Genomic DNA, 19,825 nt, shown 5'->3' with positions numbered 1-19,825 from the left:
TCGCCGGGTTATGCGCCCAGAACCGCCGCCGCTTTGGCAAAGTAATCGGGTGCGCCGAAGTTCCCGGATTTCAGTGCGATGACCAGATCGTCGCCTGCGCGCAATGCCGGCACACCGGGGTCAATCTCAGGCCCGATCTCCAGCGTCTTGAGCGCAAGCCCTTCGACCACAGCACCGGAGGTTTCTCCGCCCGCCGTCAGGATTTTAGGCACGCCACGTGCGACCAGTTCACGCGACACTTCGGCAAAAAAGCCTTCCAGCGCGGCAGCTGATGCTTCACGGCCAAAGGTGGCCTGAACTTCCCGCACAACATCCGGATCCGCGGAACTGAACGCCAGGGGAATGCCGTCTGCCGCGACCAGCTGATCCGCCATGCTGGCCGCAGTTACACGGCCCTCGATCACGTCGGCTGCAACGATCTCGAACGCCGGGTTGGTTTTACGGTGCAGCGCCACCTGCGCGCGGGTTGCGTTAGAACACGAGCCGGACAGCGCAACACACTGGCCCGCCTGCCCCCGCCATGCGGCACCATCTGCCGACGTCAGACCACGCCGCCAGAAATTCGCAGGCAGGCCAAGCGCGACACCGGAGCCCCCGGTAATCAGCGGCAGACCGTCTGCTGCTGCCCCGATCTCGCGCAGGTCTGCATCCTGCAGCGCATCAACAACGATGTGCAGCGCGCCGGCTTCATGGGCCGCGTCGAGGCCCGCGCGGATCGCCTCAGCCCCTTTCAGCACGTCAGCAGCCGGCACATGCCCCACGCCGTGTTTTGTCTGTGCCCTGAGCCACCGGCGGATATCGGGGTCCGTCATCGGGGTCAGCGGGTGGTTCTGCATGCCGCTTTCATTCAGCAGGACATCATTGACGAACAGGTGCCCCTGATACACCGACCGCCCTGTCCCGGGAAATGCGGGGCAGACAATCACCCGGTGCGCATCAAGTTCAGCGGCAAGCGCGTCAGCGACCGGGCCGATATTCCCGTCGGGGGTTGAATCGAACGTAGAACAATATTTGAAGAAAAACTGCTCACACCCCTGCGCCCTCAGCCACCGGAGGGCAGCCAGCGACTGTTCAACTGCGTCAGACGGATCGGTTGAACGGGATTTAAGCGCAACAACACCTGCCTCAACACCTGCTGCGGCCGGCCCTTCGGGCACGCCAGTATACTGAACGACGCGCATCCCTTCCTTGGACAGCGTATTGGCCAGATCCGACGATCCGGTGAAATCATCCCCGATGCATCCCAACAGCATTATGCGTCTCCCGGCAGTCTGAGGCCCGCGTTACGGGCATAGACCTTGGCAACAGCAGCATCATCCTCACCACCCAGACCGGAGCCGGAGGCCGCCAGAAACTGCTGCAGCGCCGCCGCCGTCAGCGGAGCGCCGAAGCGCGCAGACTTTGCAATATCCAGAACGATTCCAAGGTCCTTGGGCCAGATATCCACCGACGAATGCGGCGCGTAGTCGCCTGCAATGATATGCGGCGCGCGGTTTTCGAGCATCCAGGAGCTGCCCGCGCATTTGCTGATCACCTCCAGGAACTGCGCCGGCTCAACACCCTGCGTCATGCCAAAGGTCAGTGCCTCGGCCATGGCCGCGATGTGCACCCCCGCCAGCAGCTGGTTGACCGCCTTCATCGCGGACCCGGCACCAGCCGCGTCCCCAAGCTCAAAAACGGTTTCCGCGGTTGCATCCAGAACCGGTTTTGCGGCAGCGAAAGCCTCCGGCGTGCCGGACGCCATGATGCTGAGCTGACCCTGTGCCGCTTTGACGGACCCACCGGATATGGGCGCATCGAGGTAATGCACGCCCGCCTGCCCGCAACGCGCAGACATCTCACGTGCGAACGCCGGAGGCACAGTTGCACAGGCCAGCACCACAGCACCGGGTTTCAGCTTTGGCACAACCCCATCGTCACCAAAGAGCACTGCTTCGGTCTGTTCGGCGTTCAGAACAACGACAACGACGGCGTCCAGCGCACCCGCAATGTCACCAAGAGCGCCCCCGCTGCCGCCTTCGCTGCGAAAACGGGCCTCGCTGTCGGGGTTGATGTCATAGCCATATGTCGTGTGACCGCCCCGCAGCACGGACTGCGCAATGCCATAGCCCATGGACCCCAGGCCAATGACCGCTGTTGATGATGCCATGAATTTTCTTCCCTGTCTGATGCACCCGAACCGCAGGCCCGGTGCTTTTCCGGCGGCATACTGCCCCGGTCAGCCGCTGGCGTCAAAACGATAGATCGGGCATGGCGCTGTCAGCTGCGGATGATGGCCTCTGCTTCGATCTCGACACGGTACCCGCCAATCAGACTGGCGACCTCGGTCAGTGTGTTGGCGGGTCTGATGTCTCCGAATACACGTCCGTGCGCCTGTGAGACCGCCATCACCTCCTCTGCGTCACTCAGATAGATCCGGGTGCGCACCACATCACGTATGTCAGCGCCCAGCGCACTGAGAGCACCGGCAATCCTGTCGAGGATGTATGTGGTCTGGGCCCCGGCATCCTCCGGCGCGACGATACGGTCCACGCCCGCAGTTGCTGTGGTTCCGGACACCAGGATGCGGTCACCGATGCGCCACGCACGGCAATAACCGGCAATGTCTTCCCATTCGCTGCCTGTACCTACCTGTTTCTCGCCAGGCCGGTCCGGAACATTGCGCGCCGCCACAGCCTTAGGCATTTCCTGCAGGTGATGGCTCAGGTCTCCGGACGCTGTCAGAAACGGCGGCCGGCGGTATTCATCGCCACAGTCTCCGGGCAAAGGCTTTGATTGAGCAAAGGCCTCCTCAAGAAGCTCATGGTCTGCCGCGGTCAGTTCGAACCCGAACAACCGGGCATTGTCCGCAGAGTGCCGCGCCTCGCCCAGACGTGCCCCGATAATCACCCCCGCGACCGCCGGGTTTTCCAGCACCCAGCGTGTCGCCACATTAGCGACGGAAACACCGTGCCGGGCCGCGACGTTCGCCGCCGCGCGCAGAATGCCCTGAAAAACGTCCCAACCGCCGGCGGCATCGATGAACCGGCGGTATTTCATTTTGCTCCAGTCGGACACGTCCTGTGGATCAGGCTGATCCAGCCACCGCTCGGATATAAAACCACCCGCCAGTGTGCCATAGCAGAGTAGGCGCACCCCTTTGGCGGCACAGAGGCTGGCCAGCGGGCCGCGCGCACGCCTGTCCACCAGCGAAAACGGTACCTGGTTACTGACCAGCGGCACACCGTCCGACAAAGCAAGCTGCAGATGTGCGGCATCAAAATTCGTGACCCCGATCTCACCGATCATCCCCTGTTCGCGCAGCTCCGCCATTTCGTGCAAAGCATCCAGCCAGGCCGGATGCTCAAAACTCCACCAGTGAAACTGCAGAAGATCAACGCGATCCGTACCCAGCCTGTCCAGCCGCTCCTGCACGCCGGCGCGGACAACCTCAGCGGACATCGGGCCGGGCGTCGGGCACCATTTCGTGCAGACAACCGGCCGCGGCGTTGCCCCACGCCGCAGCAGCGCCCCGGTGATCAGCTCGGACGTGCCGTAGTGATCGGCCATGTCAAAGGTGCGGAACCCTTCACCGGCATAGGCTGCCAGATGATCGGCGCCCGTTTCCGGGTCGATCGGCTCACCGTCCTTTTCGATGTCGGCAACCTGCCAGAGACCGACGAGCGCGCGGGTCACGGAAAGGGTGTCCGTCAGTGGATACTCTGGCGGTTGTGACATTAGACATCCCCTCATGTTGCGCCGTTTCAGTTCTGCTGGATCACGCAACACTTGTCCATCCGGGTCGAAGACAGCAACGACCGTGGTACACTGGCTGTTGACAGGGTCACCCACAGCCAGCAACCTGATGAAAAGTACGGCTTTTGCCTGCGTACGCGCCGGCAGCGCCGTCAGGGGGAACAGAATGTCGGCGGTCGAAGAAGAAAACGGGTTCTGGCTTTATGACCTGAAGGTGGAGACGGTTGTGGGCGACCGGACGGCTGTCTGCCGGCACGTGGAAGGCGAAAGCTTTTCGGTTCACGGCGAGCTGCTGGTTTTTGACAATGGTCAGAGAGTCTCCATGTACGCGCTCGCCGCCCTGCTGCCCCTGCTGCCTGCCAAACAGCGCGCGACGGCGGAAAACGACTGGATGTCGACCGATGCGGAAATCGCCTGTCCCGACCCGCATTGCGGTGGCCGGTTCAGGATCACGCGCGGGGACAAGCGCTGGTTCAGTCATGGCGAAACGACCGGACTGCCCGGTCAGCGCGAAACACCTTACTGGCAGAAAGAAAAGGCTGGGCCCGATGGCTGAGACAGTTTTGCTGCGCCCCTGGCACCGGATGTCACGGGTGATCAAGGGCGGCTGGCAGCTGGCAGGCGATCACGGATCCGTGGACCGGACTCAGGCGGTCCGCGATATGGAAGCCTTCCTGGATGCCGGGATCAACACGTTCGACTGCGCAGACATCTATGTGGGTGTCGAGGAAATGATCGGCGACTTCATTGCCGACCTGCGCAGAAGCCGCGGTGCATCTGTCGCAAACACGGTCTGTGTGCATACCAAGCTGGTACCTGATCTGGAGTTGCTGGAAAGAATCCGCCCCCAAGACGTGGAGGCGATCGTCGACCGGTCGCTGCAAAGGTTGCAGGTGGAGCGCCTTGATCTTGTTCAGTTTTACTGGTGGGATCTGAGCCTTGGGGACCCGCTCGAAGGACTGAGTGTCCTCCGGGATCTGCAGCGCTGTGGAAAGATCGCAAATCTTGGGATCAACAACTGGGACAGATCACAGATCGCCCCATTCGTCGACGCGGGTTTCGATATTGCGGCAGCCCAGGTGCAGTATTCCGTTCTGGACAGACGCGCCGCAGGCGGGCTGAGCGACTGGGCTGCGGAGCATGACATGCAGCTTGTCTGCTATGGAACACTCGCGGGCGGGTTCCTGACCGACGCCTGGCTGGGCAAGCCCGATCCGGGGTTTACCTTTGAAAACCGCAGCCTCGTGAAATACCGCCTCATCATTGATGAATTCGGCTCCTGGGATGCCTTTCAGGAGCTGCTCCGCGCCCTCAAAACAATCGGAGACCGTCATGGCACTTTGCTCAGCAGTGTCGCCACGCGCTGGGTGCTTGACCAGCCACAGGTCGCGGGCGGCATTGTGGGCGCACGGTACGCCCGGCATCTGCCGCGCACCCTTCAGGTATTTGATCTGAAGCTGGACGCGGAAGATCACGCAGTTCTGAACGCGGTGCTTGACGTACACCCAGGCCCACAGGGCGACGTATTTGCGCTGGAAGCAGACCGTACAAGCCGGCACGGCCGCATTATGAAGTACAACCTGAACACCCGCCCCGACGACAAGGTGCTGGGCGCTGATGGCTGAGCCAATCCTCAGCCTGCGGGGGGTCACGCGGGACTTCGGGCCGTTCCGGGCTGTGGATGATGTCACGCTCGACATTGAACGTGGCTCGATCACCGGATTGATCGGGCCGAACGGAGCGGGAAAAACAACACTTTTCAATGTGTTAACAGGCGCACTGGCACCCTCTTCCGGCCGGGTCAGCCTTGGCGGCCGGGACGTAACCAGCATGGCCTCAGACCGTCTCTTTGCCGCGGGTCTGGGCCGTACGTTTCAGATCCCCCGCCCCTTTGCGCGGATGAGTGTGCTGGAAAACGTGATGCTCGCGCCCTCCGAACAGATTGGCGAGCGGCTCGGCGGGCCCTTTTTTCAGGCGCGGCGCATGCGAGATCAGGAAGCCGCCATCCGCCGGCGGGCACTGGAGGTGCTGGAATTCGTCACACTTGCGCCGCTGGCGGACCAGGCCGCAGGCCGGATTTCCGGCGGGCAGATGAAGCTGCTGGAACTTGCCCGCGTGCTGATGGGCGATCCCGATCTTATCCTGCTGGACGAACCTGCGGCGGGCGTAAACCCGACACTGACCCGTGTGCTGATCAGCAAAATTGAGGAACTCAACCGGCAGGGTAAGACCTTTCTGATCATCGAACATGACATGGATTTTGTGATGCAGCACTGCACCCCGGTCATTGCCCTGGCCGAAGGACGCGTTGTGTTCAGCGGCACGCCGGAGGATGCGCAGAAAGACCCGCTGCTGCTGGATGCCTATCTGGGGGCGGCGGCCCTTGACTGACATGGCACTTCAGGTCCGGAACATTACGGCAGGGTACGTTCCCGAGCTTGCGATTTTGCGTGGCGTGAACCTCGATGCCCGCCGCGGGCAGGTCACGGTGATTATCGGCCCGAACGGTGCGGGAAAATCCACACTGATTAAAGCCGTCGCAGGCCTTGTGACTGTGACCGCCGGGAACGTGCTGCTTGATGCGCGGGATATCACGAACCCGCGGACCGATCAGATGGGTCAGCTGGGCATGGCCTATGTGCCCCAGACCGACAACATCTTCCGGTCACTCACAATCAGGCAAAACCTCGAACTGGTTCTCCGGCAGGCAGGATCCGAGCGCGCCTCAAGACTTAATGCACTGTTTCAACAGTTTCCTCCACTGGCAGAAAAACAAAAGGAAAAAGCCGGCTCCCTTTCCGGTGGTCAGCGCCAGTTTCTGGCGGTTGCCATGGCCCTGGCGATCAGGCCATCGGTAATGCTGATGGACGAACCTTCAGCCGGTCTGGCCCCGAAAGCAGCCGAAGAGGTTCTGGGTATGGTGCGGGCCCTGACCGATGACGGTGTCACCGTTGTCCTGGTCGAGCAGAACGTCCGGCAGGCCCTGAGGGTCGCGGATTATTGCTATATCCTCGCAGATGGACAGAACCAGGTGGACGGCCCCGCTAAGGAGCTGATGAACGACCCTGTGGTGGGCGAGATATACCTCGGCGGCAAACGGATGGCCGGCTCATGATCCAGCATCTCGCCGACGGCATCCTTGTGGGCTCCATTCTGTCGCTTGGCGCGATCGGGCTGACAATGGTGATGCATATGCTGCGCTTTGCCAATTTCTCTCATGCCGAGCTTCTTTCGGTCGGTGCCTATAGCGCGCTCGTGTTCGACGGTATTTTCGCTGCTGTCCACGCGGGCCTTGCGCAGGCAATTGCGCCACTCAGCCTGACCTCGGCGCTGGCGCTCTCTGTCATCATTTCAATGATTGTCACCGGGATGTCGGCAGTGGCAATCGACCGGCTGGTGTTCCGCCGCGTGAGAGCTCTGGGCGGGGAGCTGTCGATGGTATTCGCCTCATTCGGGGTCGCCATGATTCTGCGCAACATCCTGGGGCTGATCTTCGGGCTGCAGGCTCAGCTCTATTCGAAGGACATTGTCTTTGCAGTCATGATCAGCAGTGATCCGCTTTTGCTGATCAAACCGGATCAGGTGTTTTCGCTGGTCGCAGCCCTGATATTTATGATCATCCTCCACCTTGTGCTGTCACGCACCACCTTCGGATATGCCCTGCGCGCAGTGGCTGAAAACCCCACCCTTGCTCAGGTTTCCGGTATCAGTCTGCAACGGATGATCTTTCTGATCTGGCTGATTGGTGGTGGCCTGGCCGCGGCAGCCGGCATCTTTTATGGTCTCACCAACCAGATAAACCCGGTGCTTGGCCGGGATCTCGTACTGCCGATCTTTGCCGCGACCATAGTCGGGGGCATAGGCAGCATCTACGGCGCGGTACTGGGTGGTTTTCTGGTGGGGATAGCGTCCAACATGGCGCTGCTGATCCTGCCGTCAGGATACAGCCCGGCTGTGCCTTTCCTGATCATTCTGGTGGTTCTGCTGATCCGCCCGACCGGACTTTTCGGTGAGGAACGCGCATGATCGGGATCATCTCCTATCTGGTCTTTTTCAGCACGGTCGCTGCGATCCTCGCCATTGCCGTGCTGGGGCTGAATCTTCAATGGGGCAACACAGGTCTGTTCAATGGTGGGGTCGTGGCTTTCTTTGGCGCAGGCGCTTATGCGACGCTCATCCTCGGCGGCACGCCTCAGGAGGGCCATCTGGGCGGTTTTGGCCTTGCTTACCCGCTGGCTCTGCTGGGCGGGATGCTGGTGGCCGGGATCATGGCGTGGATTGTCGGTATCCTGACGCTCCGGCTGCGGCACGATTACCTGGCCATTGCCACTTTCGGCGTCGCTGTAGCGTTTGAAAATCTCATGCGCAACGCCGAAGGTCTGGCAGGCGGCGCGCAGGGTTTGCGCGGGTTTGAAAGGCCCCTTTTTGACCTTCTGGGCGGTGGTCTCGTTTACAATGTGGTTTTCCTGCTCTTTGTTCTGGCGCTTCTGCTGATGGTTTATACCGGCCTCGAACGGCTGATCCGCTCGCCCTTCGGTCGTCTGCTGCGCGCGATCCGCGAGGATGAAACGGCGGCCCGGTCACTTGGCAAGAACCCTTCGCGCGTCCGTCTGGTCTCCTTTGTCACCGGGTCGGTCATCATGGGCATGAGTGGTGGACTCTACGGCACCTTTTACGCTTTTATATCTCCTCAGGATGTTCTGCCGATCCTGACGTTCCAGATCTGGGCCATGCTCATCGTGGGTGGTGCCGGGAATAACCGCGGTGCCGTGGCCGGCGCTTTCCTGATCTGGGGTGCCTGGACGGCCAGTGGCTGGGCGCTGTCGCGTTTCGCCCCGCAGGATGTGCAGCTTTATACCGGCTCCGTTCAGTTCATCCTGATTGGGTTTGTGATTGTGGGTATGCTGCTCTGGCGCCCACAGGGATTGTTTGAAGAAAAACTGGTGGTCTCGCAGCAAGGACATGCCACAACCAAAAGATAACAGGGAGAAAAAGATGAAAAAGCATATTCAGACCAGCAGCCTCGCAATCGGCCTGGCCCTTGGCCTGTCGGCAATGGGCAGCTCGGCTGCGGCCCAGGACTGCACGACGAAAATCGGAGCGGTCCTGCCCACATCCGTGGACTGGGGCAAGCCGATTGCCGCAACCGCGCAGTATGTTGTCGACCAGGTGAACGCTGCGGGTGGCGTCGCTGGCTGCGATATTGAGATGGTTCTGCGTGACAGCCAGGTCGACCCCAAGGTCGGCGTGGATGCGGCCAAGGCCCTCGTTGATCTGGACGGTGTGCAGGTCTTGCTGGGGGCCGTGTCCAGCGGTGTGTCCATGCCGATCCTGACTTCTGTGACGGCTCCTGCCGGGGTCATGCAGATGTCGTGCTGTTCCTCGTCAACGGCCTTCACGGGCCTCGCAGAAGAAGGCAAGACCAAGGGTCTGTGGTTCCGCACTTTTGCAACAACGGGGGTTCAGTCAGCCGTTGCTGCGATGGTGGCCCGGGACAAAGGGTACAAGTCGATTGCAGTGCTCTACAAGAATGACGACTGGGGTCAGGATATCGGAAAACTGGTCGCGGCCGATTTTGAAGCCCTGGGTATTGAGGTCACATCCTCGGTCGCGCTGAATGACGGTCAGGCATCCTACCGCGCGGAAGTGACCGAAGCGCTGAAAGGCAAGCCGGAAGCCATCTATCTGGCCCTCTACCCCAAAGAGGGAACGGCTGCTGTGCGTGAATGGATATCGCTGGGCGGGACGCAGAATATGATTGTTGCGAACTCACTGAAATCCGACGAGTTCCGCGAAAACGTTGGCCTGCAGTATCTTGGGAATATGACGGGCACTGACACGGCTTCCCCGCGCAGTGCATCAGCGACCAAATTCGTTGATCAGTACACGGAGCACTTTGGCAGTGCTCCGAACGGCCCAGGCCTGTCCAACAGCTATGATGCGACCATGATCGCCCTGCTCGCAATGGAAGCGGCGGGCAAGGATGCCGGCGGAGATCAGATCGCGGCCATGGTCGCCCGTGTGACCGATCCGTCAGGCATACCGGTTTCGGCCGATGCGGACGGGTTTGCCGCAGCCAAAGAGATCCTCGCGGGCGGTGGCAACGTGTTTTATCAGGGTGCCACCGGCAACGTGCGTTTCGACGCGAACGGCGATGTGTCTGCACCTGCAGTGACCTGGGGCTTCTCGGAAAGCGGCATCGAAGAGCTGCAGTACATTTCGCTCGACGAAGTTGACGGCTTTATGAGCTCACTCAACTGAAGACAGCACGTGAGCTGATGTGAAGGGCGCCGCAGGACGGTGCCCTTTTCTTTGGCGGCACAGTTCAGCGGACCGGATCAGGCAACCATACGGCGGAACCTTTCCGGTTCACTGAGTGCAGCAAAGACCGCAAGCGTTCCTTTGCGCGCCGCCTCAAGGTCCAGCACCTGACTGTCCAGCTCCCTGAGAAACCCGGCCAGCACGCCGGACCGGGCATAGTCCGCCATGTGGGTGACATAGGCCACCGGCCAGTCATCCTCCAGCAGACCCCGCCTGATCATCGCGGCAGCACCAAGGGCAGAGCCATTGATGGCATAGCACGCCCCCCAGGCCCAGCTGTAATCAGGACAACAGGCAACCTGCGGTGCCGGCGATCTGTACGTGTCGAGATCATGTGCGAACGCCCGCAGCCTGGCGCGTTCCTCCGCACAGCCCGCAACCGGCGCAATGACGGCATTGGCGGGCATCGCGATATAGGCATGTGTCTGGCGCAGCGTTTCCAGCCATGCGAAATATCTGTCCCGACCGGAAAAACGCCCGTCCGACAACCATGCATTTTCCGCAAGTCTGTGCGCTGTTGCGCTGGTTTCCCTCAGAAAAGCACGGTTTGTCACTGCAGTACCCTCGCAAGTTCATGCCGGAGCTGATCCGTAGACACCGGCTTCGTCAGACGCGGCGCATCGGCAAGCTCAGGCGCCGTGGCGGCTTTCTCGCCATACCCGGTGACAAACACCACCGGCACACCTGCTTCGCGAAGCCTGACCGCAACGGCCTCGCTCGTCTCCCCGTGACCGAGGTTGAAATCAAGAACGGCCAGCCCGGGCGTGACCGCATCCAGATAGTCCATTGCCTCGGATGCATTTGCGTAAACCTGCGCATCTGCAAAACCGAAATCGAGGAGCTGGTCACACATTTCGGCTCCGATGATAAAGTTATCCTCGACCACCAGCACAGAGCCCTCCAGCGCATCTTCCGGGATCTCAACTGACACAGCCGGGGTTAACGGCAGGCCCTCGTTCAGGCGCGCTGGCGTGGAAGAATCGTCGAAACATCGTTCCGGGAAACGGAACTTTGCCTGCACACCTTCCGGATAGAAGAACAATTCGGATTCTCCGCCCAGTTCATACGGCACCGACCGCGTGATCATCGTGGTCCCGAACCCCGCCTCCGGGTCAGTATTTACCGGCGGGCCACCCTTTTCCGCCCATGTGATCAGCGTGTCGCCACCATCGCGCGACAAATCCATCTCTACACACCCGCCCGCAGTCGACATTCCGCCGTATTTGACTGCGTTTGTGATCAGTTCATGCACGACCAGCGAAAAGATTGGCGCTATTTCGGCGAGAACATTCCGGTCTGTCCCCGTGATAACGAAACGGCCATCGGATGATGTATTATAGGGCTGAAGCTCTTTGCGGATCAGGCTCATCAGTGACACCGGTTGTGGCAGAGTACCCGCAATCAGCTCATGCGATGCGGCAAGGGCCTGGATACGGCTTTCCAGAGCAGTGGAATAGCTTTCCAGAGAACTGTACCGGCGGCGCGCCTGATGAGAGACAGACCGGACCAGCGCCAGAATGTTACGTACCCGGTGGTTCAGTTCATCAATCATCAGCGACTGCTGACGGTTCATGCGGTTCATAAGAGACTGGCGTTCAGAGGCATGCATGAGCGTCCGCACGTGCTGGATAAAGTAGACATCGTCACCCGACCACGCCCGGCTGCTGCCCTGAACTGCCTCAAGAAACGCGGAGAATGATGCCCGTGGTGTCAGCCGCCGTTCGCCCTCGTGCACTTCGGTCTGCTTTTCCGGATTTCCGGCCCAGGAAACTTCCTGGACAACCTCTCTGCGGAAAATACACAGGACCCGGTCGCTGGACAGCAGTGTAACCAGCGCCCCGGCGCAGTCACCGGCCTCAGCCTGAAGATCCGGAAACCGCTGAACGAGATTATCAATTGCGAGAACCCCACCCTTTTCAGCAAGCCCGGATTTACGAAGCTCATCGAGCAGAGCCCTGCCAGGAACCAGGCCGAAACAGGTGGATTTCTCCGCGCCCAGCGTCGCAATGCCGTCTGCGCTTATAACCTCAAGGACACTTGGCGCAATTTCTGCCATCATCCCGTCGAGCTGCACATCATCTGTGGCACGCCCCATGATTTCACTGTCCAGACGCCTGATCCGGTCCAGCGTATCCTGCTGCCGGATCGACAAAAGTTTAGCCGAAAAGACAGGAATAATATTCTCAAGGATTTCGTGGAGAAACCGGCCGCAGTAGCGCGGAGTGGCGTGATGGCATGAAATAACCCCCCACTGCCTGCCGTCGATGAGGATATTGAGCGTCAGGGTCGCTGCAGTTCCCATGTTCCTCAGATACTGACGATGCACCGGAGACATACCGCGGCAGACCGAATGGGTGAGATCAAGCGGCGGCAGATCAGGTCGCGCGGATACAAGCGGTATCTGATCCGCACCAGTGTCCGCCCCGACCCGCAACGGAATATGCAGCATCATCTCGCGGGCCTGATCGGGGATGTCATAGCGTGGAAACCGCAGGCCATTGAAGGACTGCATCCCGGATCTGCAGGTCTCAGCAAGCACCTCACCGTTAAATTCCTGGTCAAAGCGGTACACCAGCACTCTGTCAAACCCTGTCAGGTGGCGTACAAGCTGGACAATCAGATCATAAAGGTTCTGATCCGTCCGGCAGCTTTGTATTTTACCAATCATGAAACTCATGGACTGGAGCATCCGTCCGTGATCCGTCTGATCCCCGTCCGATGGCTCCATGGAAATCACAAGACACCCGCCGCTGCTGCAGATGCTGAGATCCCAGCACCTGTCCTGCACACTGAACGTTCCGGCAAAAGCAGCGTTCTTGCCGTGGCCGCCGCGGGAAAGAGCATTCCTGATACTGTGCCGGACTTCTTCGCCAAAGAGGGTCTGCAGGTTGCCGTTCAGAACTGCCTCAATGGGTCGGGCAAACACAGTGGCAGAGTTTTCGCTGGCATAACGCACCTCTCCTGTGTCTTCGTCGACAGCCACCACGCATCCGAACGACTGAATGCACCCCGGAATGGTTATGGGTTCCTCGGAACAACGTTCGATGGCGCGGATGATCTGGTCTGCTTCGGATACGTTTTGCATGCGGTTCTCCTCACAACAGCCCCGTTTGTGGTGGCCGCGCATGAAAACACGCTGAAAGCACCGTACGGTGCGGTAACCGACGGGCGACGTGCAAAGTCTATTTTCTGTGCAGATCCCGCACTCCCCGAACGGAACGGAGAAAAAAGTTGCCCAAAATCCTTATCATGGAAGACGATCTTGAACTGAGTTATGACCTGTCTCAGCAACTTGAAGCCGCCGGCCATCAGGTGACATCCTGCCGGACCGCTGACAGTGCCCGCGACGAACTCAAAACACATCCATACGATCTGCTGATCACCGATATCTTTGTGCACAGAAACAACAGATCGTCGAACGACGGGGGCATTTCACTGATCGCCTGGGTGCGCGGGCGGCCGGAAACTCACAACATGCCCATAATCGCCGTCAGCGGTTCCACGCATTATCCCGGCATGAAGTCTATTCTGACGGTCGCAAGGCGTATCGGAGCCGATGCCGTGCTTGAAAAACCGATGATCTTTTCAGAACTTCTCTCGCAGATCAGCGGCCTTGTATACCCCCGTTTCCGGGCCCCGCCAGCTTGCTGATCCGGAGCAAAGTGCCTGCAGGTGCCCCGCTTACTCAGCGGCCACTTGCAGCGGCAGCGCTGTTGTTTCGGCGTTCTTACGGTCCGGGACCGGCACCAACTTTGATGACGTCCTGCGACCCGCCCTGCCATAAAGCAAAGCAAAAGCCGGTGGCGTAAAATAGAAGGACACAACAGCAGACAACAACACCCCGCCAGCAATAGCGACGGCAAAGGGTGGCCAGAACCCGCCGCCCGCCAGAATGAGCGGCAGAAACCCACCAAATGTGGTGATGGTTGTTGAAATGATGTGCCGGCTAGAGCCGCCCACGACCCTTGCCATGGCATCTGTATCCCCGGCCGAGGCCTCTTTGTCAGCCTTCAGCCCGGTCAGAATGATGATTGCTGCGTTTATCGACACGCCGATTGATCCGATCACACCGATGATTGCGTTGATACCGAAAGGGAACTGCATCACAGCCAGCGCCAGTATCGAAAGTCCGGCCGACAGAACACAGACGACCAGAGCAATCGCCGTCAGACGGAAGGAGTTAAAGGTCAGAACGATTGCCGCGATTGTAAGCGTCACGATCAGGCCCACAGACGTCAGCAGATTGCCAACGGTGTTGGACCGCGCATCCGAGTCGCCACCAAGCTCCATCCGGTATCCTGAAGGCAGCGCGAAGCCAGCCTCCTCCATTGATCCCAGAACAGACTGCAGGGCTTCCTCGGGCAAAACGCCCGGCACAATGAAGGCCTGAACCGTGTTTGTCCGCTCACCGTTACGGCGTGTGATGACGCTCTCCGCAGGTTCCAGCACAGGATACGCCAGCGCTGACAGGGGAACCGCGGGAAACACCCCCTGTGCGGACAGGGCCGCCGCCCCGGGCAGAACCAGTGGCATATCCGCAATTGCAGACAGATCGCTTCGCAGCCCCTGCCCCAGCCGCACGCGCACCGGGAGCTGATCCGTACCCTCAACAAGGCTGCCACCGGTGACGCCGACCAGGGCTGTTTCAAGTTGCCGCGCCACATCCGTAACATTGAGACCCACCAGGCGGGCAGCCGCCTCGTCAATTTCAAACCGCAGCTGAGGTGCCCCCCCTGCAACAACCGACCGTGCCTGGGTGACCAGCGGCAGATTGGCCATCAACGCGCGCGCTTCATCGCCAAGCTCGCGCAACACCTTCAGGTCGGGTCCCACAAACCGAACCTCGACGGGGGCATCAACAGGCGGGCCCTGTACCAGTGCGCGTACAATAATCCGGGTACCCGGGAACCTTTTGTCGAGATCTGACTGCAACTCAGGGACAAGACGTTCTGCGTCTTCTGCGGTGTTGGTCTTGATCATCGCCTGGGCATATCCCGGCTCGGAGGAGCGGCCCGCGGTGATGTTATAATAAAACGCCGGACCGGATTTGCCGATTGTCCAGAAAACCTTGTCGATCCCGTCAGCCTCCGCCAGCAAGGTATCGACCTCACCTGCGATCCTGGCCGTCTCGTGGATTGCAGTGCCCGGCGGCATATCGATCTCAAGATAAAACTGATCACGCTCGACGCCCGGAAAGAACTGGGCCGTCAGGGTCGGGAAAGACGCGAAGCCAAGAACGGGCAGGATCAGAGCCAGCGCCATCGACCGCAGCGGGTTCCGGACCGACCAGCGCAGCGACGCAGAGAAAAGCGGCCCCAGAACGGGAAGCGAGATGCCGGTTTTACTGCCCTTTTTCAGGAACCAGCCCGCCAGAGCCGGTGTCACCGTGACGGCGACGATCAGCGACCACACCAGCATCAAAACAACCGCAATCGCGATTGCGCCGACAAAGTCCCCTGCAGGTCCCGGCAGCAGGATCATCGGCGTGAAAGACAGCGCAGTGGTCACCGTCGATGCAAACAGAGGTGCCGCAAGTCTGCGGGTTGCATCACCGGTGGCCGAAATGCGGGACATGCCCTTTTCCAGTCGCTGGCGCACTTCGTCGACCATGACGATGGCCGCATCCACCAGCAGCCCCAGTGCCACAATCAGACCCGTCACGGACATCTGGTGGATCGGCAACCCGATAAAATTCATGCTGGCGAGGGTTGCGAGGGACACGACGGGCAGCACGAGCGCCACAATTGCAGCGGCCCGCACGCCCAGCGTCAGAAAGAGCACCCCGACAACCAGGGCAACGCCGATCGCCATGTTTGTTCCCACTTCAGCCAGACGGTCTGCCGTGTACTGGCTCTGATCGAACATCAGCGTCTCGGAAAGGCCGGCCGGAACAAGTGCGGCACCGTCGGCGAGCGTGTCGCGGACAAACCCCATCCAGCGGTCAATCTGGACACCATCCTGGGCCAGCACGCCGACCAGAACGGCCGCCTTACCATTGGCAATCGCCATTTCTTCAGGTGGATCTGCCTCGCCCCGGCTGATGTCAGCAATGTCCGACAACAGAACTCTGGCACCACTGTCATTTTCACGCAGAACGACCTGACCAAGCCGGTCCAGCGCTTCGATTTCACCGGAGGTGGAGATTGTCAGATCCGTATCACTGCGCTGCAGACGCCCGGCCTGCACCTTGCCATCCGCGGCAGCAATGCGGCCTGAGACTTCGTCGGCCGTCAGGCCAAGCGCTGCTGCCGCCTGCTGATCCAGTGCGACAAGAACCTCAGGTTCCGCCTCGCCAAAGAGATCAACAGCACGGGTCTGGGGAACCGACCGCAGACGGTCGGCCAGATCTTCTGCATGTGCCTGCACGACCGACATCGGAACGGCAGAGTGATCCGCTGTGACCGCAATGACCGCGGAGTAGGCGGAAATTCCTTCTGCGTTGAACTCCGGTGCCTGAACGCCGGCCGGAAACCTGCTGCGCGCTTCTTCGACGGCATCGCGGGCTTCCGACCAGACCTGCTCGATTGTTGCCTCATCCAGTGTTTCAAGGAGTTCAACAGACACGACAGAAACCCCCGAACGGGAAACCGATGAGACAACATCGACTTCCGCGATCTCGCGCAGCTCTTCTTCGATCTCCGACGTAACGAGCGTTTCGACCCGCGCCGGATCAGCCCCCGGGAACGCAGTGGTCACGGTGGCAAACAGATTGGTTATCGTCGGGTCTTCCTGGCGACCGAGAGACAGAAACGAGGACAGACCGGCTGTGATCAGAACGAGAAGGATGAGCGCAACAAGACGGGGCTGGCGAAAGGTGAGCGTCTCCATCCCTCAGCCCTCCTGGGCCAGAGGTCTGACCTGCTGGCCCGGCACAACGCGGTGCGCACCAGAGGTCACGTACAGGTCGCCCGCCTGCAGGGATCCGCGTACGAAAGCACGGGTCCCTTCCGCATGGATCACCTCGACGGATGCTGTCCGCAGAACGTTATCCTCTCCCACAACGAACACTGTCCACTGGCTGCCCGATCCCTCACGCAGGGCATCCACGGGAACCCAGGCGCCACGCTGTGAAAAGCTGGTCGGCAGGTCCAGTGTCACGGTCTGGCCGAACACAGGTGCTGCGACGCCTGTTATCGAAAAGAGCGCCGTGCGGGTCCGTGTGACCGGGTCAAGGTCCGGGCGAAACTGTTTCAGCCGTGCCGACATCGTCTGATCGCCAAGGCTCAGAGTAACGTCCGTACCAGGCGCAAGATCGATACCAAGTGGCAGGCCGACGCGCACTTCTGGCGCGGATGTCCGGATCAGCGTGATTACCGGCTGGCCGGCTGCCAGTGTTACCGCTGTTTCGGCATGCTGCGATCCCACCCGGCCATCAAACGGAGCCGTTACCACGGATTTCTCAATGTTGATCTGAACGGTATCGAGGGCAGCAACAACCTCGGCGATGCGGTTGAGCAGTTCGTCGCGGGTGCTGACGGCCTGATCCAGGGCTTCCTGACTGGAAAAGCCGCGTTCGCGCAGCTGCGATGCCCGGACAACACGGCTTTCCGCAAAGATCAGCTGATCGCTGATGGCGGCGCGTGAGGCCTCCAGACGGCGTGCCTCTGCTTCCAGAAGGTCTGTATCAAGACGCGCTATGACCTGGCCGCTGAAAACATCTTCGCCTTCTCTGGCGCTCAGTTCCGTCACACGGCCGGACAGTTCAAAAGAAACGGTGACCTCTTCGGCCGCTTCGACCTGCCCCGTAAAACTGCGGACCACATTGTAGCTGTCCTGGTAGATGACCTCGGCCACGGAAACCGGCGTCAGTTCAGCAGCTTCCGGAGCCTCAACCCCTGCTGCCCGCCCCGCCAGAAACCCGCTGCCCGCGACGACGGCAAAACCCGCCACCCCCGCAACCCCCAGCGTCACCACTGTCGTGAAAAGGCCCCGCATGGCCCGTCTCAGAATTCCCGTTTGCTGTGTCATGATCATCTGATCCCGCATTGCATGTTAGCACCTCTAACATATGTTAGCATCTCTTACTTTGACAAGAGGTACGTTCTCTGAGAAAGATTGGATCATGAATACAGGCCAGCAAAACACAGCACGCGACAGCTATCACCACGGGGACCTGCGCGCCCAGTTGCTGGAAGCGACCCGCCAGCTGGTGGAGGAAAAGGGCCCCGACCAGTTCTCTGTCTCTGAAGCCTGCCGCCGCGCCGGAGTGTCAACTGCCGCGCCCTATAAGCACTTCAAAGATAAAGACGAAATGCTGCACCATATCGCGCATGCGGGAATGGAGAGGCAGCGTCAGCAGATGCTGGATGAACTGGCGCTGTATGATGCCGGAACGCTGGACAGAATCGTTGCGATGGGTCGCGTTTACGTACGGTTTGCGCTGGCAGAACCCGGTGTCTTCCGGCTGATGTTCGGTCTTTCAGAAGATCACGCAGACCATTGCGACCTCGTGCAGCTTGGCGATGACACCTTCTGTGTCGTGCAGGGCGAGGTCGCCAGATGCCATGGCAGAGCAGACATCATCGAATCAGATGTGAACGAAGCATTCCTGCTGTGGAGTTTCGTCCACGGCCTGTCTTTTCTGCTGATCGACGGCAAACTGAAGGATGCCAAGGTGCCCTTCGACATGGAAACGACCCTGCACGATATTGCCGTTCGGGTCGTTGGCCAGCCTGACAGCTGACCGGGGTTATCAGGCCACCGGCATTTCCCGCCTTTCGCGCAGGTCCAGCAGCTGAGCAGCATCTTCCGGTGTCGCCACGCGACATCCCATGGCGTGGATCAGTGCCACCGCTGTTCTGACCTGTCCGGCATTCGACGTGGCCGGTTCACCAGGGCCCGACCAGAGAGAATCTTCAAGCCCGACACGTACATGACCACCGCCTGCGATGGACTGTGCCGCGATTTTCATCTGGTGCGCGCCTGCCCCCAGAACCGACCACACCATGTCATCGCCAAAGAGGCGCAGCGCGGTGCGCCGCATGTGGGCCACATCATCGGGATGCGCACCAATGCCCCCCAGCAGACCAAAAACCGTCTGAACAAAAAAGGGCGGTTTCACCAGCCCCTGATCGGCAAACCAGGCCAGGTTATAGAGATGCGCGGTATCGTAGCATTCGAATTCGAAGCGTGTGCCGTTTCCGCTGCATGCGTCAAGGACGGCTGCGATGTCTTTGTAACTGTTCCGGAAAACCAGATCCCTGGACCCTTCGAGGTGATCCTTCTCCCATCCGGAAATCTCCGGATAGCGCCCCAGCATCGGGAACAGGCCCATATTCATGGACCCCATGTTGAGCGAGGCCAGCTGAGGCGCGAAATGGGCCGCCGGGCGCACCCGTTCCTCAACGGTCATATAAGGGCTGCCGCCGGTGGTCAGGTTCAGCACGGCCCTTGTGGCCCCCGCAATCTGCGGCACAATGCGCGCGAAACCTTCGACACTCTGATCAGGTTTGCCGGTCTCTTCATCCCGGGCGTGCAGGTGCAGGATCGCGGCACCTGCCTCAGCCGCCTCTGTGGCCGAGGCAACGATGTCAGCCGCGGTTGCAGGCAGATGCGGTGACATGGAAGGCGTATGAATGGCGCCGGTGATAGCGCATGTAATGATGACGGGACGGCGCTCTGCCATATCTGCCTCCTGGCTGTGGGTCCCGTGCAGGCTCGCACAGGCACCGCAATGGTTTCCAGCCTGTTTCTGACCGCCCCGCCTTTCATCTGATTGCATTCTCATCAGCCGGATGAAACGATTACGGCAGGGTAAGGGAGGCTGCGC

At 60.3% G+C, this 19,825-nt stretch carries 17 protein-coding genes; 9 read left to right on the top strand and 8 right to left on the bottom strand.

The annotated features are described in order from the left end of the window. Window positions 1-8: 8 nt before the first annotated feature. From otnK to AB4K19_RS03290, 3 genes are all read right to left on the bottom strand, one after another. Window positions 9-1,253 (bottom strand): 3-oxo-tetronate kinase, encoded by a 1,245-nt coding sequence (gene otnK / locus AB4K19_RS03300; RefSeq protein WP_375230520.1) that lies wholly within the window; start codon window positions 1,251-1,253, stop codon window positions 9-11. Then, a complete protein-coding gene (ltnD, locus tag AB4K19_RS03295) occupies window positions 1,253-2,149 on the bottom strand; it encodes an L-threonate dehydrogenase (RefSeq protein WP_375230519.1) in 897 nt (298 codons plus the stop codon). The genes otnK and ltnD overlap by 1 nt, the downstream gene beginning before the upstream one ends. A 110-nt stretch (window positions 2,150-2,259) precedes the next feature. After that, window positions 2,260-3,717: an aldo/keto reductase gene (locus AB4K19_RS03290; RefSeq protein ID WP_375230518.1), complete on the bottom strand. Its 1,458-nt coding sequence runs from the start codon at window positions 3,715-3,717 to the stop codon at window positions 2,260-2,262. Between the two features lie 184 nt (window positions 3,718-3,901). Here AB4K19_RS03290 and AB4K19_RS03285 point away from each other — a divergent pair, with 184 nt between their 5' ends. The 7 genes from AB4K19_RS03285 to AB4K19_RS03255 are packed head-to-tail and all read left to right on the top strand — an operon-like array spanning window position 3,902 to window position 9,996. Next, window positions 3,902-4,291: a TIGR04076 family protein gene (locus AB4K19_RS03285; protein WP_375230517.1), complete on the top strand. Its 390-nt coding sequence runs from the start codon at window positions 3,902-3,904 to the stop codon at window positions 4,289-4,291. Beyond that, window positions 4,284-5,360, top strand: coding sequence for an aldo/keto reductase (locus AB4K19_RS03280; RefSeq protein ID WP_375230516.1), 1,077 nt, complete (start codon window positions 4,284-4,286; stop codon window positions 5,358-5,360). The genes AB4K19_RS03285 and AB4K19_RS03280 overlap by 8 nt, the downstream gene beginning before the upstream one ends. After that, complete coding sequence (locus AB4K19_RS03275) at window positions 5,353-6,126, top strand: ABC transporter ATP-binding protein (protein WP_375230515.1); 774 nt, start codon at window positions 5,353-5,355, stop codon at window positions 6,124-6,126. Before AB4K19_RS03280 ends, AB4K19_RS03275 begins: the two co-directional genes overlap by 8 nt. A 1-nt stretch (window position 6,127) precedes the next feature. After that, window positions 6,128-6,850 carry an ABC transporter ATP-binding protein gene (locus AB4K19_RS03270; protein ID WP_375230965.1) on the top strand — a complete coding sequence of 241 codons (723 nt, stop codon included), beginning with the start codon at window positions 6,128-6,130 and terminating at the stop codon, window positions 6,848-6,850. Then, window positions 6,847-7,761 carry a branched-chain amino acid ABC transporter permease gene (locus tag AB4K19_RS03265; protein WP_375230514.1) on the top strand — a complete coding sequence of 305 codons (915 nt, stop codon included), beginning with the start codon at window positions 6,847-6,849 and terminating at the stop codon, window positions 7,759-7,761. Before AB4K19_RS03270 ends, AB4K19_RS03265 begins: the two co-directional genes overlap by 4 nt. Further along, window positions 7,758-8,717 (top strand): branched-chain amino acid ABC transporter permease, encoded by a 960-nt coding sequence (locus AB4K19_RS03260; protein WP_375230513.1) that lies wholly within the window; start codon window positions 7,758-7,760, stop codon window positions 8,715-8,717. Before AB4K19_RS03265 ends, AB4K19_RS03260 begins: the two co-directional genes overlap by 4 nt. A 13-nt stretch (window positions 8,718-8,730) precedes the next feature. Then, the gene (locus AB4K19_RS03255; protein WP_375230512.1) at window positions 8,731-9,996 is read left to right on the top strand and encodes an ABC transporter substrate-binding protein; all 1,266 of its coding nucleotides are present in this window, start codon (window positions 8,731-8,733) and stop codon (window positions 9,994-9,996) included. 77 nt (window positions 9,997-10,073) lie between these two features. Here the strand turns inward: AB4K19_RS03255 and AB4K19_RS03250 are convergent, their stop codons facing one another. Next, the gene (locus tag AB4K19_RS03250; RefSeq protein ID WP_375230511.1) at window positions 10,074-10,610 is read right to left on the bottom strand and encodes a hypothetical protein; all 537 of its coding nucleotides are present in this window, start codon (window positions 10,608-10,610) and stop codon (window positions 10,074-10,076) included. Beyond that, the gene (locus AB4K19_RS03245) at window positions 10,607-13,141 is read right to left on the bottom strand and encodes an HWE histidine kinase domain-containing protein (protein WP_375230510.1); all 2,535 of its coding nucleotides are present in this window, start codon (window positions 13,139-13,141) and stop codon (window positions 10,607-10,609) included. Before AB4K19_RS03245 ends, AB4K19_RS03250 begins: the two co-directional genes overlap by 4 nt. A 146-nt stretch (window positions 13,142-13,287) precedes the next feature. Here AB4K19_RS03245 and AB4K19_RS03240 point away from each other — a divergent pair, with 146 nt between their 5' ends. Continuing rightward, window positions 13,288-13,707 carry a response regulator gene (locus AB4K19_RS03240; protein WP_375230509.1) on the top strand — a complete coding sequence of 140 codons (420 nt, stop codon included), beginning with the start codon at window positions 13,288-13,290 and terminating at the stop codon, window positions 13,705-13,707. 30 nt (window positions 13,708-13,737) lie between these two features. On the opposite strand, the gene AB4K19_RS03235 is transcribed toward AB4K19_RS03240, so the two are convergent. Both AB4K19_RS03235 and AB4K19_RS03230 read right to left on the bottom strand, forming a co-directional pair. Continuing rightward, on the bottom strand, window positions 13,738-16,884 hold the full coding sequence (locus AB4K19_RS03235) for an efflux RND transporter permease subunit (protein ID WP_375230508.1): 3,147 nt from the start codon (window positions 16,882-16,884) through the stop codon (window positions 13,738-13,740). Between the two features lie 3 nt (window positions 16,885-16,887). After that, a complete protein-coding gene (locus AB4K19_RS03230; RefSeq protein WP_436399030.1) occupies window positions 16,888-18,024 on the bottom strand; it encodes an efflux RND transporter periplasmic adaptor subunit in 1,137 nt (378 codons plus the stop codon). A gap of 94 nt (window positions 18,025-18,118) precedes the next feature. Here AB4K19_RS03230 and AB4K19_RS03225 point away from each other — a divergent pair, with 94 nt between their 5' ends. After that, window positions 18,119-18,739 (top strand): TetR/AcrR family transcriptional regulator, encoded by a 621-nt coding sequence (locus AB4K19_RS03225; protein ID WP_375230506.1) that lies wholly within the window; start codon window positions 18,119-18,121, stop codon window positions 18,737-18,739. Window positions 18,740-18,748: 9 nt separating this feature from the next. Here the strand turns inward: AB4K19_RS03225 and AB4K19_RS03220 are convergent, their stop codons facing one another. After that, entirely contained in the window at window positions 18,749-19,681 is a 933-nt protein-coding gene (locus tag AB4K19_RS03220; RefSeq protein WP_375230505.1) for a 3-keto-5-aminohexanoate cleavage protein, read from the bottom strand. Between the last annotated feature and the right edge of the window lie 144 nt (window positions 19,682-19,825).

Source organism: Roseobacter phycocola, assembly GCF_042055075.2.
Lineage (GTDB): Bacteria > Pseudomonadota > Alphaproteobacteria > Rhodobacterales > Rhodobacteraceae > Roseobacter.
This window is presented reverse-complemented; position numbering and strand designations above follow the sequence as displayed.